This window comes from Exiguobacterium sp. R-17, from assembly GCF_049913315.1.
GTDB lineage: Bacteria > Bacillota > Bacilli > Exiguobacteriales > Exiguobacteriaceae > Exiguobacterium_A.
In genome coordinates this window covers 927,095-944,557 of sequence record NZ_CP184372.1, presented here as the reverse complement: position 1 = coordinate 944,557, position 17,463 = coordinate 927,095, and the positions used below count along the sequence as shown (strand labels likewise).

16 protein-coding genes and 2 other annotated features are annotated in these 17,463 nt (G+C 49.6%); of the genes, 3 read left to right on the top strand and 13 right to left on the bottom strand.

Going from position 1 to position 17,463, the window contains the following annotated elements:
- The first annotated feature begins 240 nt into the window (after positions 1-240).
- The 3 genes from ACN9MT_RS04880 to ACN9MT_RS04870 all read left to right on the top strand — a co-directional run bounded on the left by ACN9MT_RS04880 (position 241) and on the right by ACN9MT_RS04870 (position 3,534).
- Positions 241-957: a peptidoglycan DD-metalloendopeptidase family protein gene (locus ACN9MT_RS04880; protein WP_035409046.1), complete on the top strand. Its 717-nt coding sequence runs from the start codon at positions 241-243 to the stop codon at positions 955-957.
- Between the two features lie 116 nt (positions 958-1,073).
- Positions 1,074-3,047 carry a penicillin-binding transpeptidase domain-containing protein gene (locus ACN9MT_RS04875; RefSeq protein WP_426272877.1) on the top strand — a complete coding sequence of 658 codons (1,974 nt, stop codon included), beginning with the start codon at positions 1,074-1,076 and terminating at the stop codon, positions 3,045-3,047.
- 16 nt (positions 3,048-3,063) lie between these two features.
- Positions 3,064-3,534, top strand: a complete 471-nt coding sequence (locus ACN9MT_RS04870; RefSeq protein ID WP_426272876.1) for a GNAT family N-acetyltransferase — start codon at positions 3,064-3,066, stop codon at positions 3,532-3,534.
- Positions 3,535-3,584: 50 nt separating this feature from the next.
- On the opposite strand, the gene trpA is transcribed toward ACN9MT_RS04870, so the two are convergent.
- From trpA to ACN9MT_RS04805, 13 genes are all read right to left on the bottom strand, one after another.
- On the bottom strand, positions 3,585-4,367 hold the full coding sequence (gene trpA / locus ACN9MT_RS04865) for a tryptophan synthase subunit alpha (RefSeq protein WP_368916194.1): 783 nt from the start codon (positions 4,365-4,367) through the stop codon (positions 3,585-3,587).
- On the bottom strand, positions 4,367-5,563 hold the full coding sequence (trpB, locus tag ACN9MT_RS04860; protein ID WP_426272875.1) for a tryptophan synthase subunit beta: 1,197 nt from the start codon (positions 5,561-5,563) through the stop codon (positions 4,367-4,369). The genes trpA and trpB overlap by 1 nt, the downstream gene beginning before the upstream one ends.
- Positions 5,560-6,129, bottom strand: coding sequence for a phosphoribosylanthranilate isomerase (locus ACN9MT_RS04855; protein WP_426272874.1), 570 nt, complete (start codon positions 6,127-6,129; stop codon positions 5,560-5,562). Before ACN9MT_RS04855 ends, trpB begins: the two co-directional genes overlap by 4 nt.
- Positions 6,126-6,893, bottom strand: a complete 768-nt coding sequence (trpC, locus tag ACN9MT_RS04850) for an indole-3-glycerol phosphate synthase TrpC (protein WP_426272873.1) — start codon at positions 6,891-6,893, stop codon at positions 6,126-6,128. Before trpC ends, ACN9MT_RS04855 begins: the two co-directional genes overlap by 4 nt.
- Positions 6,890-7,906 carry an anthranilate phosphoribosyltransferase gene (gene trpD, locus ACN9MT_RS04845; RefSeq protein WP_426272872.1) on the bottom strand — a complete coding sequence of 339 codons (1,017 nt, stop codon included), beginning with the start codon at positions 7,904-7,906 and terminating at the stop codon, positions 6,890-6,892. Before trpD ends, trpC begins: the two co-directional genes overlap by 4 nt.
- A 6-nt stretch (positions 7,907-7,912) precedes the next feature.
- Complete coding sequence (locus tag ACN9MT_RS04840) at positions 7,913-8,479, bottom strand: anthranilate synthase component II (RefSeq protein ID WP_035409060.1); 567 nt, start codon at positions 8,477-8,479, stop codon at positions 7,913-7,915.
- Positions 8,476-9,870 carry an anthranilate synthase component I gene (gene trpE, locus ACN9MT_RS04835; protein ID WP_426272871.1) on the bottom strand — a complete coding sequence of 465 codons (1,395 nt, stop codon included), beginning with the start codon at positions 9,868-9,870 and terminating at the stop codon, positions 8,476-8,478. The genes ACN9MT_RS04840 and trpE overlap by 4 nt, the downstream gene beginning before the upstream one ends.
- Before the next feature lie 52 nt (positions 9,871-9,922).
- Positions 9,923-10,172, bottom strand: a binding site (T-box leader).
- Between the two features lie 48 nt (positions 10,173-10,220).
- Positions 10,221-10,472: a binding site (T-box leader), on the bottom strand.
- Between the two features lie 56 nt (positions 10,473-10,528).
- Entirely contained in the window at positions 10,529-11,797 is a 1,269-nt protein-coding gene (locus tag ACN9MT_RS04830; protein WP_426272870.1) for a dihydrolipoamide acetyltransferase family protein, read from the bottom strand.
- A 14-nt stretch (positions 11,798-11,811) separates the two neighbouring features.
- Positions 11,812-12,795, bottom strand: a complete 984-nt coding sequence (locus ACN9MT_RS04825; RefSeq protein ID WP_023467596.1) for an alpha-ketoacid dehydrogenase subunit beta — start codon at positions 12,793-12,795, stop codon at positions 11,812-11,814.
- A complete protein-coding gene (locus ACN9MT_RS04820; protein ID WP_426272869.1) occupies positions 12,792-13,805 on the bottom strand; it encodes a thiamine pyrophosphate-dependent dehydrogenase E1 component subunit alpha in 1,014 nt (337 codons plus the stop codon). The genes ACN9MT_RS04825 and ACN9MT_RS04820 overlap by 4 nt, the downstream gene beginning before the upstream one ends.
- Positions 13,806-13,818: 13 nt before the next feature.
- Positions 13,819-15,240 carry a dihydrolipoyl dehydrogenase gene (lpdA, locus tag ACN9MT_RS04815; protein WP_426272868.1) on the bottom strand — a complete coding sequence of 474 codons (1,422 nt, stop codon included), beginning with the start codon at positions 15,238-15,240 and terminating at the stop codon, positions 13,819-13,821.
- Positions 15,210-16,313, bottom strand: coding sequence for a butyrate kinase (buk, locus tag ACN9MT_RS04810; RefSeq protein ID WP_426272867.1), 1,104 nt, complete (start codon positions 16,311-16,313; stop codon positions 15,210-15,212). Before buk ends, lpdA begins: the two co-directional genes overlap by 31 nt.
- Before the next feature lie 16 nt (positions 16,314-16,329).
- Positions 16,330-17,454, bottom strand: coding sequence for a Leu/Phe/Val dehydrogenase (locus ACN9MT_RS04805; protein WP_023467593.1), 1,125 nt, complete (start codon positions 17,452-17,454; stop codon positions 16,330-16,332).
- Between the last annotated feature and the right edge of the window lie 9 nt (positions 17,455-17,463).

Sequence of the window (17,463 nt, the reverse complement as noted above, 5' to 3'; positions counted from 1 at the left end):
TACGAGTAAAAAAAGAAATCGACGATTTGTCGGTTTCTTTTTTTACTTTAAAATCCATTACAATATATGTTAACAAAGCGTAATTTTGAAATATATTTGAAATATTTTTGTGTTATTGACGATGCTATAATCATCTCAGACGAAAAATCATTCTTTAAAATAAATAAATATACATAAAATCTTACAATTTTGTAATGATCAGTTCTGTCGCTTCAGATTTTTAAGGAGGAAATACACTTAATGAAACGTTTGCTTACAACAATGACAATGACAGCTTTGGTAGTTTCAGGTTTTGCTACAACGAGTGCTTCGAAAGTTGAGGCCGCAACGACATATAAAGTAAAAGTCATGGCAGACGGACTACGCGTCCGGACAGGTCCATCAACGGCTTATAAAATCGTCGGTAGCGTCAATACAGGACAGACATTCAATTATCTCGGTGTTTCTGGTTCATGGACAAAAATTTCATACGGCGGCGCATCACGCTACGTTTCTTCTACATATGTTAAAAAGTACAGTACGACGACTTCAACAAAAGCAACGACTGGTTTTTCGCGTCCAGCAAGCGGTCCGATCACACAAGGATACGGTGCGGCAAGCGGTGTTTATGGTTACACGTTCCACAATGGTATTGATATCGGTGCTCCGACGGGTACACCTATCTATGCTTCAGCTGCTGGAAAGGTCATCACGTCTCGTTACTACGGTGCATACGGTAATCATGTCATGATGACGCATACGGTTAACGGCATCCAGTACACGACAGTTTACGCACATATGAACAGCCGTGCTGTTTCTGTTGGACAAACGATTGCTAAAGGAACAAAAATCGGGACAGTCGGCGCGACAGGAAATGCCTTTGGTGCTCACTTGCATTTTGAAATGCACCGCGGCTCTTACGTCTACAGTGGAACGTCTGCAGCAAACAGCGTTAATCCACTCAATTACTTCAACTGAATCAGATTCGCCGGACTTCTCATCTTGAGAAGTCCGTTTTTTTGTTTCAGATGAAATCTTCTGACAGGAGTGGTACGGTATATTCATGGCTCTCATGAATATAGGAGGCGAATCATATGAAACGAACCATTCCCTTGATTCTATCGGCATCTTTCGGCGTGACTCTGCTTGCCGGTTGCCAAGATCAACCGACACCTGAAGAACGTCTTGATGCCTATATTAAACTTTGGGAGAAACAAGACTACGATAAAATGTATACGTACGCGAGTACAGCTACTAAAAAAGAATACGGTAAAAAAGAATTCATCGAGCGAACGAAACAATTGTCGAAATCACTTGATATTCAAAACTTATCCGTCGAACGAAAGAAAGCGGAGGAAGCAACGGATGACGAAAAAGCGTCCCTTCCCGTGCAGATTTCCTTTGATACGGTTGCAGGAACCGTTGCCTACGATAAACAAGTTCCACTGACATTTGAGAAACAAGGTAAGACCGAAAACTGGTTCATTGACTGGGACTCTTCGTTCGTTCTAAAGGATTTTAAAAAGGATGACAAAGTCCAGCTACAAACCGTTGAAGGCAAACGTGGTGATTTACTCGATTCGAATGAGAAACCGCTCGCAACCTCTGGAAAAGGATTTGCTGTCGGCGCGACAGCCGGACAATTAAAAGACGTCGAGAAAGTTGCCGAATTGCTCGACCGCCCGACCTCTTCAGTCGAAGATTCCTTAAAGGCAAGTTGGGTCAAAGATGGACAGTTCGTTCCGCTCAAAACGATGACCGACGAAGCAACGGTTGAAAAATTGCGTGACATTCCTGGAATCAGTGTCCAAGAAACGGAAGTCCGAACGTATCCACTTGGTAAAGCAGCCTCTCATTTGATTGGATATATCGGTTCAGCGACAGCAGACGAGATTAAACAATCAAAAAATCAAATCCAAGCTGGCGAGCAAGTCGGGAAACGTGGACTTGAACAAGTACTCGATGAGCGCTTACGTGGTAAAGCCGGTGCGACAATCACTTTACAGAAAAAAGACGGCTCAAACGTTACTGTTGCCGAAACGAAACCGACGGATGGCGAAGATATTGCGTTGACAATTGATGCCACTCTTCAGAAAAAGACTTATGAAACGATGCAGGATGATCCCGGAACAGCATCAGCGATTGATCCGCGGACCGGCGAGACCCGTGTCTTACTCAGCTCTCCTGGCTTTGATCCTTCTGAATTCATGTCAGGAATCTCACAAGCACGACTCGATGAACTGACGCAGGACCCGGACCAGCCATTATTGAACCGATTCACAAGTGCCTTCGCACCCGGTTCGACTCAAAAACCATTGACGGCTGCTGTCGGATTAAAGAGCGGAACGCTCGACCCGGAAAAAGCCTACACAATCAATGGGCTGAAAAATAAGATCGATGGTTTTAACGTCACCCGCATTCATGAGACACCGGCCCCGGTCAATCTGCATAATGCGCTCGTCTATTCCGACAACATCTATTTCGCCCGTTCGACACTCGAACAAGTCGGAACGAAAGCATTTACGTCTGGTCTTAAAGCGCTCGGATACGGTGAAAAACTACCGTTCACGTACCCATTACGTGCCTCACAGATCTCAAACGACGGCACGATTTCTTCTGATGGACAGCTGATGGACACGTCTTACGGACAAGGTCAGATGTTGACGAATATTCTACACTTAGCATCGATGTATGAAATTTTCCTGACGGATGGAACAATCTATCGTCCGACACTCTTACAAGAGGAAAAAACGAAGCAAGTCTTTAAGAAGGATTTACTCGACGCAGACGACGCGAAGATGATCCGCGATGATTTGTATGATGTCGTTCATAACGGTTATACGCTTCCGGCTGATATCAAAGAAGTCGATGTTGCCGGTAAGACAGGTACGGCAGAATTGAAAAAGGCAGGCGAAACCGACGGCAAAGAGAATGGCTTCTTCGTTGGGTACGACAACGACAAAAAAGATCTTCTCGTTGCCATCATGATCGAGTCAGTCGAAAAAGAAGATCGTGGCAGTCCGTACGTGTCGGGACTCGTCGCCGAAGTACTCAAACAAAATCGATGATCGGAGTGATCCCTTGATGATCCGCACTAGCTGTACTTCAGACCTCCCTGCCCTGCTTACACTGACGGCTGAGACTTTCGCGCATCACAAGCGGTTGTCGCCTCACTTTCACCCAGATGTAACGACACCATACACGCTAGAGTCTTTAAGTCAGATGATAGAAGCAGAACAACACCTCTGTCTGACAGCGCTCGATGGAGAAACACTCATTGGTTACTTGTTTGGCAAGTGGACGGCGCCAGCATCCGACCGGTTTACGCCCGTTCAAATCTTGAACATCACTGACGTCGGTGTCACCTTTTCCCATCGTTCATCGGGAATCGGTCGCCAGTTGATGCAGGTGGCAGAAGAACTCGCACTCGAACGAAAGGTCGATGCTGTTCGCTTAAACGTTTGGACGGTCAACGACCGGGCCGCAGCGTTTTATGAAGAACTCGGATTCGAACCGCTGTATACGAACTTGCAGAAGTCACTCGTTCAAAAGTGACATCTATACGAAAAAGAGCGGATGATCGTATGATCATCTGCTCGTTTTCATTAATGTGACGGCGTTGCCGCAAGCCGTGCTGCCATCAACTGTTGAATCGTTTCTCGATTGTTTTGATGGAGTAAGTCGACGATCTTACTGCCGACGATGACACCCGCGACTGGTCGACTCAATTGTTTGACGTGTTCCGGTGTACTGATTCCGAACCCGGCAAGTACCGGTACCGGGCTATGGGCTGCGACATTTGCTAAATGTTCTTCAAGTGTCTTATCAAACGTCGTCTGTCCGCCAGTCGTCCCGTTAACCGTAACGGCATAAAGGAACCCTTCGCTTTTATCGGCAATCTTTTGAATCCGTTCCATTGGACTCGTCAAGGAGACGAGTTGAACGAGCGCGATATCCGACTTGTCCTCTCGTTCGAAGAACTGTTCACTCTGTTCAAGTGGTAAATCAGGAATGATCAATCCGTCAACCCCGACTTCGCGACATGTCGCTAAAAACGCTGTTAATCCATAACGGAAAATCGGGTTTAAGTACGTCATCAAGACGATTGGAACATCGACGGTCTGACGGGCAACGCGAACCGCCTCAAGAACATCCTTCAGTCCGACGTTCGCTTCTAGTGCCCGGAGTCCCGCTTCTTGAATGACTGGACCGTCAGCAACGGGATCCGAAAACGGAACGCCGACTTCAATCGCTGTCGCTCCGGATTCAGCGAGAAACGCTAAGATTTCCGGAAGGCGATCAATCCCTCCATCTCCCCCCATGACGTACGGGATGAAGGCTTTTTCGCCCTTACTTGTAACGTTACGAATCGCTGTTTCTAATCGCATCATTCTTCCCCCTTTAGTGCGTTTCTGACAGTGACGACGTCTTTATCGCCACGTCCTGATAAGCAGATAACGAGAATCTCTTCCTTGTCCATCTCTGCAGCGAGTTGAGTCGCATAGGCAATCGCGTGTGCCGACTCGAGTGCCGGGATGATTCCCTCCTTGCGGCTCAACAGCTGTAGTGCTTCGAGTGCTTGTTCGTCGGTCACCGCTTCATACTGAACACGACCGATATCTTTGAGCAAACTATGCTCGGGTCCGACGCCCGGATAGTCAAGTCCTGCTGAGATCGAGTGCGCTTCTTGTACTTGACCGTGTGCATCCTGTAAAAGATACATCATCGATCCGTGCAAGACACCAACCTCTCCTTTTGTCATCGTCGCTGCGTGTTTCTCTGTGTCGATTCCGCTGCCCGCCGCTTCAATGCCATACAATTTTACATCTGTATCATCGATGAACGGGTGGAACATCCCGATCGCATTACTACCGCCGCCGACACAAGCGACGATCGCCTCCGGTAGACGCCCCTCTTTTTCGATGATTTGGCGTCGTGTCTCTTTTCCGATGACTGCTTGGAAATCACGGACGAGTTGCGGGAATGGGTGTGGTCCGAGAACAGAACCCATCAAGTAATGCGTGTCTTCGACATGTTTGACCCAGTAGCGGAGTGCTTCATTGACGGCATCTTTGAGTGTCCGACTGCCTTGTGTGACTGGGATGACGGTTGCTCCAAGTAACTCCATCCGGAAGACGTTCAATTCTTGACGACGGACGTCCTCTTCTCCCATGAAGATGACACATTCGAGATCGAGTAAGGCACAGACCGTCGCTGTCGCGACACCGTGTTGTCCTGCCCCTGTCTCAGCAACGATTTTTCGTTTCCCCATCCGTTCAGCCAGTAACGCTTGACCGATCGTATTGTTGATTTTATGGGCACCGGTATGGTTCAAGTCTTCTCGTTTCAAATAGATCTTTGCGCCACCGATCGTTTGCGTCAAATGTTCGGCAAAATAAAGTGGTGTTTCACGTCCGACGTATTCTTTCAGCAATTCGTCCATCCGCGCTTGAAACGCTGGATCTTCTATTACCGTTGCGTAAGCTTCTTCGAGTTCGATCACCGCGTGCATCAATGTTTCCGGGATGTAGCGTCCTCCGTATTTACCGTATTGTCCGAGTGTATCCGGTTGTGCGTAGCTCATACTTCTCTCTCCTTTACGGCATCTGCGAATGCCTGCATTTTGATGGGATCTTTCCGTCCATCCGTCTCGATGCCACTTGAGACATCGACGGCGAACGGGTGATATCGTTTGATTGCTCCTCCGACGTTTCCTGCTGTCAAGCCACCGGCAATGAACAGTGGTCGATCGGCTTGAATGTCTCGTGACCAGTCGAATGTCTCGCCACTTCCAGCAACCGGTGCGTCAACGAGCAAATAATCCGTCTGTTGCTCTACTTCCGTGATGTCCGTCACGGGAATCGCTTGAATGACGGGAACCGGCAGCTTGCCATCCGGGATGATCCCGTGAATTTGAACGAGATCTAGCGCGACTTGTTCGACCGCGTCGGTCACCTGCTGGTAAGTCGGGGAGACGAAGACACCGACGACCTGGATTGCACTCGGAATGTCGCGTCTAAGACGTGCTGCCTCTTCCAGCGTGACCTGTCGTTTACTTTTAGCAAAGACGAAGCCGATGTAGTCCGCTAAGCGAACTGCCGCTTCGACATGTTCGCTTTCTCGGAGACCACAGAATTTAATCCGTGTCATACGCGCATGCCACTCACTTCTCGGATGAAGACTTGCGGATCGTCTGCCCGCATCAATGTCTCGCCGACGAGGATCCCGTCTGCACCGGCAGCATGTAATCGCTGTGCTTCCTCGACCGTCTTGATACCACTCTCACTGATGTACCGGACGTCCGGTTGTTGCTGTTCGAGTAATCCGACCGATGTCTGTAAATCAACTTCGAACTTCTTCAAGTTCCGGTTGTTGATGCCGATGATTTGCGCACCGATCGCCTCTGCTCGGCGTAATTCCTCTTCGTCATGGACTTCGACTAAGACCTCAAGTCCTTCCGCGTAAGCATACGCATACAAGTCAGCAAGCGTCTCTTGTTCGAGAGCGGCGACGATCAAGAGAATCAACCGTGCTCCATGTGCTTTTGCCCGGTCGATCTGAACCCGGTCGATCATGAAATCCTTACAGAGGACGGGGATGTCGACCGCTGCAGCGACTGCCGCTAAATCGTCCATCGATCCTTTGAAGTACGTCTCGTCCGTCAAGACAGAGATGACGGTCGCCCCACTCGCTTCATATTGTTTTGCCTGAGTGACGACATCGACGTCGAGTGCGATGGCACCTTTTGATGGCGACGCTCGTTTGATTTCCGCGATGACGGATAACTCCGCTCCCGATAGTCGTTGCTTGATCGACGGCTTCAATGCCTCCCGGTCGATCCGTTCGACGCCAGTTAATTTCAATTGCAGGACTTCTGCTCGTTTTGTTTCGATGATGCGATCTAAGATATTCATCCGATTGCTTCCTCCCGTGTCATTTGTCGTAATTGGTTCAATCGTTCCATCGCTCGTCCTGAATCGATGCTATCTGCTGCTAAAGCAATCCCTTCCTCAATCGTCTTCGCTCGATTTGCTGCAAAGAGTGCAATTCCGGCATTGAGTAGGACCGTGTCGCGATAAGCACCATGCTCGCCACCAAGGACTTGCAGTAAAATCGTCGCATTCTCTTGTGCACTACCTCCACGGATCGCTTCAAGCGGTGCGGTCTTCAGTCCGACTTCCTCCGGGTGAAGACTGAAGCGGATCAGCTCACCTTTGTCAAGTAAGACGAGTTGGTTCGTTCCGGCAAGGGATGCTTCATCCATTCCATTCGCACCATGCAAGACGATTGCCCGCTTCCGACCGAGTCGATGTAAAGTCAACGCCATCGTCTCGAGCATATCCTCCCGGTAAATTCCTAATAGTTGTGTCTTGAGTGGGACCGGATTCGTCAACGGACCGATCAAGTTAAAGATCGTTGGAATCCGCAGATCGCGTCGAACCTTCATGATTTGCTTGACGCGTGGGTGCATCCGTTGCGCAAACAAGAAGGCGATTCCGTTCGACTCGAGCTGTTCTGCTAAACGTTCTGGTGTCGCATCAAGTGACACCCCGAGTGCTTCGAGCACATCAGCGCTGCCCGTTTTACTCGAGACACTCCGATTTCCGTGCTTCGCGACTTTCATACCGGCACCGGCTAGGACGAAGGCGGCTGTCGTACTGATGTTGAACGATTGTGAGCCGTCGCCTCCCGTGCCGCAGTTATCCATGAAATCGCCGGTGACCGGAATGTCGAGGGCGACCTCGCGCATGATTGAAGCGAGACCAGCTAATTCTTCTGCAGTCTCCCCTTTTGCTTTCAAGGCGACGAGAAAAGCAGCAATTTCGCTATCGGTCACGTCTTCTGCAAACAGTTCGCGTGCTGCCTGTTGCATCTCTTCATATCGTAAATGTTTTGCTTCTGCTAATTTCAATAACGTCTCTTTCATCGTTCGTCACTCCTTCGTCAATTCAATGAATCGTTTAATCATCTGCTGTCCTTGTGGTGTTCCGACGGATTCAGGATGGAACTGGATTCCGAAAGTCGGATGCGTCCGGTGCTCGAGTGCCATAATCGTCCGGTCATCCGTTTCTGCTGTGATGACGAGCTCCGTCGGTAAGTCGTTTCGAGCGACGATCAGCGAATGATAGCGCATGACCTCTAACGTTCCTGTCATTTCGTCGAAGAGTTGTCCCGATTGTCGGATCATCGATGTCTTCCCGTGCATGATGACCGGTGCTTCAACGATGCGTCCTCCGAATGCTTCGCCGATTGCCTGATGTCCGAGGCAGACACCGAGAATTGGTACTTGACCCGATAATTGACGAATTAGATCGATGCAGATGCCAGCATCAGCCGGGCGACCGGGACCGGGTGAGAGGATGATACCGTCCGGTTTCATCTCGCGGAGCTCTTCGATGCTAACCGCATCGTTTCGAATGACGTGGACGGCCGTATAAACGGATGCGTATTGGTATAAGTTATAGGTAAAGGAATCATAGTTATCAATCAGGACGATCATTTCCAAACCTCCAGTAGTGATTTCGCTTTGTGTAACGTCTCCTGGTACTCAAGGCGTGGAATCGAGTCGTAGACGATACCAGCCCCTGCTTGAACAGAAGCGACACCATCTTTGATGACCATCGTCCGGATAGCGAGGGCAAAATCCATATTCCCCCGAATGTCGAAATAGCCAACAGCTCCAGCGTATACTTCTCGTTTGACCTGTTCGTACTGGTCAATCAACTGCATCGCTCGAATTTTCGGAGCTCCTGTGACCGTCCCAGCCGGTAGACAAGAGACAAGTGCGTCTGCTCCGGTCTTCCCGTCTGCTAACGTCCCTTCAACGACGGAGACGAGGTGCATTACGTTTTTGAATCGTTCGATTTGCATGAAGCGTGTCACTTCGACGGTACCAATCTGACAAATCCGTCCTAAGTCGTTGCGTCCAAGATCGACGAGCATCCGGTGCTCTGCCCGTTCCTTCTCATCGTGAAGCAACTCTTCTGCCAGCCGTTCGTCCTCCGCTTTCGTCTTCCCACGGCGACGTGTACCGGCAATCGGATTCGTCGTCACTCGATTCCCTTTGACTTGGACGAGACTTTCAGGAGAAGCCCCAAGTACGATTGCTTCGCCTAAGTCGATATAAAAGAGATAGGGACTCGGATTATCCTTGCGGAGCTTCCGGTAAAACTGGAACGGGTCACCCGTAAACGTCGCATCAAGTCGTTGCGAGAGAACCAGTTGGAAGACGTCTCCTTGGCGAATATGTGTCTTCGCTTGCTCAACGAGCCCTTCAAACGTCTCTTGATCCATCAATGGTTCATAGATGACATCCCGGAGTGGTCGCTCGATATCCGTTCGTTCTCGCGGTTGCTCGAGTTGCGCTTTTCGTTCTGCTAAACGTTGACGTAAGACGTCACGATCAGTGATGCCACCAAGTGACGTTTGAATCAAATGAACACGATGCTCGAGATGATCGAACAGGATGATTTGGTCGTAGACGGCGAGCAGCGCATCCGGTAGTTGGCGCGTTCGTTTCGGAATCGTTCCGAGTGTCTCATACGCCCGCATCATATCGTATCCGACATATCCGATCCCGCCTGCTAAAAACGGAAGATCTTCTTCGACGCCATTCCGGAGGATCATTTGTTGCATCAGCCGTACTGGATCACCTGTTTCTTGTGTCAATCGACCTGTCTTCAACTGTTCCCGTGTCACGGTTCGTCCTTCTGCGCGGATCATTTCCACCGGATCGACACCGATGATTGAATACCGTCCATGATCCGTATGGGCGGAGCTTTCAAGCAAGCATTTCTGTGTTCCACTCAGTTGTTGGAAAATCATGATCGGCGTCATCTCGTCGCCGTTTAGTTCAAGTTGTTCAATGATAAGTGTGTCTGTCTGAACCATCCCTGTTCGCCTCCTGGAATATAAAAAAAGTCCCCCACACAGCGTATGCTGCATGGAGGACGATTATCTCGCGGTGCCACCTCTCGATTGGAACGGTTCGACCGTCCCCACTCTGTCTGATGCGTCTAAATAAGAGACATCATAGCCTACGATAACGGGGGCATCCGTCGTGACCTACTTCTTCGTTCAGCCACGCTCTCATGAGACCATTCACGAAACCTCGCCGTACGGAAGTCGCACCATTCTTCCGCTCTCTGAAACGCCGATGTTGCCTCGCTACTTAACTCACTCTACGATTTATTCGATTCAATTGTATACGAAAAGGGTCTTCTCGCCCATTCATGTAGAACATGAAGGACGGGAAGACCCGCGGTACCACCTTCGTTGACGATGCTGACATCGTCCCCTTTGAAACGAACCGGACCATTGTCCTGATTCGTCGACCCCAATAACGGGAGGAACCCGTCAGAGCCTACTACCCACTTAAAGGATTCGGTCTGAAGCTCGGAAGGCCATTCGCTTGTTACCCGATACTGATTCACACCACCCATCAGCTCTCTTAAATCGTTTCACAAGTTACTTCTCTTCGTCTTTGCTATCGTGTGTTGAATTGTTTCTTATATTACGATGCTTCTACTTCCCTGTCAACTGGAAAATCTCAGTATAAGGAAAGTTGGTTTGGATCGATGGATTCGAGCGCTTGTTTGACGGTTTGTAGGAACTGTCCGGCGACGAGTCCGTCGAGCACCCGATGGTCAATCGACATACAGAGGTTGACCATGTCACGTGCTGCGAACATGCCGTTCACCCAAACTGGACGTTTAACGATTGATTCAACGGATAGAATCGCTGCTTGCGGGAAGTTGAGGATCGGTGCCGATTGAATCGATCCGAACGATCCTGTGTTGTTGACTGTAAACGTCCCACCTTGCATCTCTGCAGATGATAGCGTGCCTGCTTGTGCACGTTTACCAAAGTCATCGATCGCGCGTGCGATCCCTTTGATGCTTAGTTCATCCGCATTCTTGACGACCGGTACGAACAGAGCGTCCTGCGTTGCAACAGCAAGTGATAGATTGATCGCTTTCTTTTGAATGATCTTATCTCCCGCCCATGTCGAGTTCATGATCGGATGTTTCTTCAATCCTTCGACCGTCGCCTTCATGAAGAACGGCAAGAACGTCAATTTGACCCCTTCTTGTTTGAAGAACGCATCTTTATGACGATTACGTGCTTCGACCAAGTTCGTGACATCGACTTCAATCATCAACCAGGCGTGTGGCGCTTCGTGTTTCGCGCGAACCATGTTCGAAGCGATTGCTTGACGTACGCCGGCAGTTGGAATCTCGATGTCGCCTGCTTCAGTCGCTTGTGGTGCGCTGACCGGACGTTTTGGTGCGGATGGTGCTTCTGTTGGAGGCGCTACCGGAGCCGTTTTCGCTTCCGGTTTTGGTTCAGTTGTTTGTGGTGTAGGAATAGCGCCGGACTCAATCAGTTTCAACAAATCTTTCCGGGTAATCCGGCCGCCCGCTCCTGTACCCGTCACTTGTTCGAGATCGATGCCATGCTCACCCGATAGTTTCAAGACTGCTGGTGAATAGCGCTTTTTCATCGAAGTATCAGCCGTCGTTGTCTCTTCGACAGCCGGTACTTCTTGTTCAGTCGCAGCGACTTCCGTTGCCCCCCCGTTGACTTGCATCGTGACGATTGCGTCACCGACTTGCAACGTATCGCCTTCTTCTGCAAGAAGTTTTTCGATCACACCATCAAACGAAGATGGGACTTCTGCCGTTACTTTATCAGTAATGACTTCTGCAATCGGATCATATTTTTTGACAGTGTCACCTGGTTTGACCAGCCACATCGAAATCGTTCCTTCAGTAACGCTTTCCCCGAGTTGTGGCATCGTAAGTGTTTCAGTCTTCATCGGTCAGTTCCCCCTTAGTATGCGTGTAACGTCCGGATTTTATCTTCAATTTTCTCACTTGAGATGTTGAAGAACTTCTCCATCGTCGGAGCGTATGGCATCGCTGGTACGTCTGGACCACAGAGTCGTTCGATTGGTGCATCAAGATCGAACAAGGCTTCTTCTGCAATGATCGCCGATACTTCACTCATGACGCTACCTTCTTTATTATCTTCCGTGACGAGCAAGACTTTCCCCGTCTTTTTCGCTGCTTCGACGACTGCTTCGCGGTCGATTGGATAAACAGTCCGCAAGTCAAGGATGTGAACATCGATTCCGTCTTTTTCAAGACGTGTTGCCGCCTCGAGTGCCATATGGACACACAGTCCGTAGGTAATAATCGTCACGTCTTCGCCCTCACGCTTGACGTCTGCTTTACCGATTTCAACCGTATAATCGCCTTCAGGGACATCTCCCTTCAATAGACGATAGCCCCGTTTATGCTCGAAGAATAAGACCGGGTCATTCGAACGAATCGCTGCCTTTAGCAATCCTTTCGCATCGTATGGATTAGACGGGATGACGATCTTCAGACCTGGCGTCGAGTTGAACATCGCCTCGACCGATTGGGAATGATAGAGCGCCCCGTGAATACCACCACCGAACGGTGCGCGGATAACGATTGGACACGTCCAGTCATTGTTCGAACGGTATCGAATCTTTGCTGCTTCACTGACGATTTGGTTGACCGCTGGCATGATGAAATCAGCGAATTGCATTTCAGCAATTGGACGCATACCGTACATCGCAGCTCCGATTCCGACACCAGCAATCGCACTCTCAGCGAGCGGTGCATCGATGACACGTTCTTCTCCGAATTGTTCAAGCAACCCTTGTGTCGCCCGGAAAACACCACCACGGACACCGACATCTTCGCCGAGGATGAAGACGGACTCGTCGCGCTCCATCTCTTCTTTGATTGCACTATTGATCGCTTCGATTAAACTTAACGTCGTCATTTTGTTTCCTCCTCGTCGTACACGTAACGTAATGCATTTTCTGGCGCATCGTAAGCCGCTGCTTCAGCATACGCCGTTGCTTCATCGACTTCTTTCTCCATCGCTTGTTCGATTTCAGTCGCTGTTTCTTCCGTCAAGACACCCATTTCAATCAGACGCGCACGGAAGAGTTTGATTCCGTCACGCGCTTTTAAGGCCTCGAGTTCTTCAGCAGAACGGTATGATTTATCGTCATCATCGGATGAGTGTGGCACGAGACGTTCGACTTCAACTTCGATTAAGGTTGGACCTTCTCCCCGTAATCCACGTTCGCGTGCTTCTTTGACGACTTTGAAGACAGCAAGTGGATCAATACCGTCCACTGTATATCCTGGCATACCATAGCCAATCGCCCGGTCAGCAACGTGTTTCGCTGACAGCTGTTTCGAAAGTGGTGTCGAAATCGCGTATTTATTGTTTTCACAGAACAAGATGACAGGAAGCTTATGAATTCCGGCAAAGTTTGCTCCTTCATGGAAATCACCTTGGTTTGAAGAACCTTCACCGAACGAGACGTAAGCAACGAGTGGCTCCTTACGCATCTTCGCAGCCAGTGCAATTCCAACAGCATGTGGTACTTGCGTCGTAACCGGACTTGAACCTGTCACGATGTTCAAGGCACGTGAACCGTAGTGTCCTGGCATTTGGCGACCACCTGAGTTCGGATCTTCTGCTTTGGCGAATGCCGATAGCATGATATCGCGTGACGTTTGACCGAAGTGCAAGACGACACCTAAATCACGGTAATACGGCAAAATGTAATCTGTTCCTTTTTCGAGTGCGAACGCTGCACCGACTTGAGCCGCTTCTTGTCCTTGACACGAGACGAGGAAGGGAATTTTACCTGCTCGGTTCAACTTCCACATCCGTTCATCGATTTTCCGCGCACGGACCATCGTTTCGAACATGTGAATCGCGTCTTGTTCCGTTAATCCGAGTTCTACCAATTCTTTGAATTCTATCTTTTCCATCCGTAATTCCTCCTTAGGCGTGAACCGCAAGTCCGTCGACTGCAAGTGCTGCTTCTCCAAATGCTTCAGATAAGGCCGGGTGCGGATGCACGAGCTGTCCAACTTCCCATGCCGTTGCATTGAGTACGAGCGCTAACCCACCTTCACTAATCAGTTCCGTTGCTTTTGGTCCGACGATGTGAACGCCGACGAGATCATCTGTCTTCGCATCCGATACGAGCTTGATGAAGCCTGCTGCTTCTCCTTCAATCCGCGCTTTTCCTAACCCATTGAACGAGAAGCTCCCGACCTTAACGTCCATTCCGGCACGTTTCGCTTCGTCTTCCGTTAAACCGACCGATGCCGCTTCCGGTACGCTGTAGATACAACGTGGTACGAACGCATATTCAAGTGGTGTCGTCGATCCGTTTACGATCGCCTCGACTGCTTTGACGCCTTCTGCTGACGCGACGTGCGCGAGTTGCAAGCGACCGATGACATCACCGATTGCATAGATATGTTGATCCTTCGTCCGGAAATGGTCATCCACTTGGATGAAGCCATTTTCGACGACGATATTCGTGTTTTCGATTCCGATACCTTCGACATTCGCCATCCGACCGATGGCGACGAGCAACTTATCCGCTTCAAGCGTCGTCTGTTCTCCGTTACGGTCGATCGCGATCGATACGCCGTCTTCTGACATACGGAACGTATCACTTTGTGCAGCTGCGCCCGTATGAATCTTGACGCCCCGCTTTTTTAGTTGGCGGGCGACTTCACGACTGACTGCCGCATCTTCTGTCGGTAAAATCCGGTCGCTGAATTCAACGACCGTTACTGCGACGTCAAAATCCGTCAACATCGATGCCCATTCGACACCGATGACGCCGCCGCCGATGATGACGATTGATTTTGGCAAATCTGCCATATCGAGTGCATCATCCGAGCTGAGGACATACTCTGAATCAAAAGCGAGTCCGTTCAATGGACGTGGACGCGACCCTGTCGCGACGATCAATTGACGCGGAAGGATCAACTCGCCTTCGCCTTCTTCCGGCTCAACGCTGATTGTTCCCGGCATCGGTGAAAAGATACTTGGTCCAAGAATCGAACCCCGACCATGAAAGACTTCAATCTTTCCTTTTTTCATCAGATGCTGAATGCCTGCCTCTAATCCATCTACGATCTCTTGTTTACGTTGTTTGACCTGTTCGAATCGTAAAAACGATTCCGGTACGTCCACGCCATATGTAGTAGCGTGTTTGACCGTCTGATAGACTGCTGCTGATTTCAAAAAGGCTTTAGAGGGGATGCAGCCACGATGTAAGCATGTCCCGCCTAATTTTCCTTGTTCTACGATTGCTACCGACTTCCCGGCTTGTGCTGCACGGATCGCGGCGACATATCCACCGGGTCCGCCACCTAGGACAACGACGTCGAATTCTCTAGCCATGTTGGTTCGCCTCCATATTCCTTAACTTCCTCTTCCCCACGTAAGACACGCAACACTCCTTCTGCGAGCGCCTGCAACTCATCTTCACCAGGACTACGCACGACTTGACCAAGATGGGCGACGCGTTCTTCGATCACACGCGTCAACCGATCACTATAAGCAAGTCCGCCTGTTAGAATGATCGCGTCGATCTGACCGAACAAGACAGCACTTTGACCAGCGATTTCTTTCGCGATCCGGTACGCCATCGCGTCATATAACAATGCCGCTTTTTCATCGCCTTCTTCAATCCGGCGCTCGATCTCAACCGCGTCAAACGTACCTAAGTGCGCAACAAGTCCGCCTGACCCAACGACCAGACGCTTCATCTCTTCAAGTTTATACTTGGTACTATAACATAGTTCTACTAGTTGACCAACAGGTAGCGACCCGCTTCGTTCTGGTGAAAACGGTCCTTCTCCATCGAGTCCATTGTTGACATCGATAACACGCCCCTCATGGTGTACGCCGACTGTAATGCCGCCACCCATGTGAGCGATGATCAGGCGTAGTTCCTCATATGGACGTCCGATTTCCTTCGCGTACCGTTTCGCAACAGCTTTCTGATTCAAGGCATGGAAAATACTTTTTCGTTCAAGTTCAGGTAAGCCTGTAATACGTGCAATCGGTTCTAGTTCGTCAACGACGACCGGATCAACGATGAATGATGGGATGTCGAGTGTCCGAGCAATCTCATCCGCAAGGAGTCCACCGAGGTTCGATGCATGAACGCCAAAAATACCGCTGAGTAAGTCTTCTCGCATTTCTTTGTTGACTGCATACGTACCGCTGACAAGCGGTCGGAGTAACCCACCACGCCCAACGACTGCAGTAAGCGCTTTCAAATCAATCTGCTCTTCAGCTAACACTTCGAGTACTACGTGACGACGCATCTCCAGCTGCGCTGGAAGCGGTCCTCTGACCGCTTCCGCTGGATGGCGTAACGTCTTCATGAACACCGGGTTTGGTCCTTCGAAGATACCGATCTTCGTCGAAGTTGAACCGGGATTGATCGTCAAAATACGTTCGCTCATGGATATCCTCCTCTGATCAGCCGCGTGATCCTAGAATGTTTTTATCACGACGTAAGAATTGGCTGCGGGCACTACGCATCGTTGCGATACGCTCTTCTGCCATTTTCTCAGCAGCACGATATGTCGGTAAATGATCGCGTTTTGCGATTTCGAATACTTTCGTGACCGCATCGTAGACGAGTTCGACTTTTTTCATGGCACGATCACGGTTGTATCCGTCGAGTTCATCGGCAACGTTGATGACACCACCCGCATTGATGACGAAGTCTGGTACATATAAGATATCGCGTTCTTCGAGCATGTCACCGTGACGGTCTTCTTTAAGTTGGTTATTTGCCGCACCAGCGATGATTTTGACTTTCAATTGTGGAATTGTCTCGTCGTTTAATGTCGCACCGAGGGCACATGGCGCAAAGATGTCCGCTTCGACGCTATAAATGTCTTCTGGTGCGACGATCAAGGCACCGAATGCTTCTTCTGCACGTTGCAGTGCTTCTTGATTGATGTCCGTGACGATCAGTTTCGCCCCTTCTTCATGCAAATGACGGCATAGATTGAAGGCAACGTTACCGACACCTTGGATCGCAATCGTTTTTCCACCAAGTGAATCTGTTCCGTACACTTCTTTTGCCGCTGCTTTCATACCACGGTAGACACCGTATGCCGTAACTGGTGATGGGTTACCACTTGATCCAAATGCTGGGCTGACACCAGTGACGAAGTCCGTCTCCATATGGATGTAATCCATGTCTGCAACCGTCGTATTGACATCTTCTGCTGTAATATAACGACCGTTCAGTGACTGGACGTAACGTCCGAATGCCCGGAAGAGTGCTTCTGATTTTTGTGTCTTCGCATCGCCGATGATGACAGCTTTGCCACCACCAAGGTTCAAACCAGCGGCTGCATTTTTATACGTCATCCCTTTTGATAAACGAAGCGCATCAATCAATGCTTCTTCATCTGATGCATAATTCCACATACGAAGTCCACCGAGTGCCGGTCCGAGTGTCGTGTCATGAATCGCGATGATTGCTTTTAATCCAGATACTTTATCGTGGCAAAAAACAACTTGTTCGTAATCTTCCATCTCCATTGTTTCAAAGATACTGAAGCGTGATTCTACATTTGTTTCGACCATTTTAAGTTC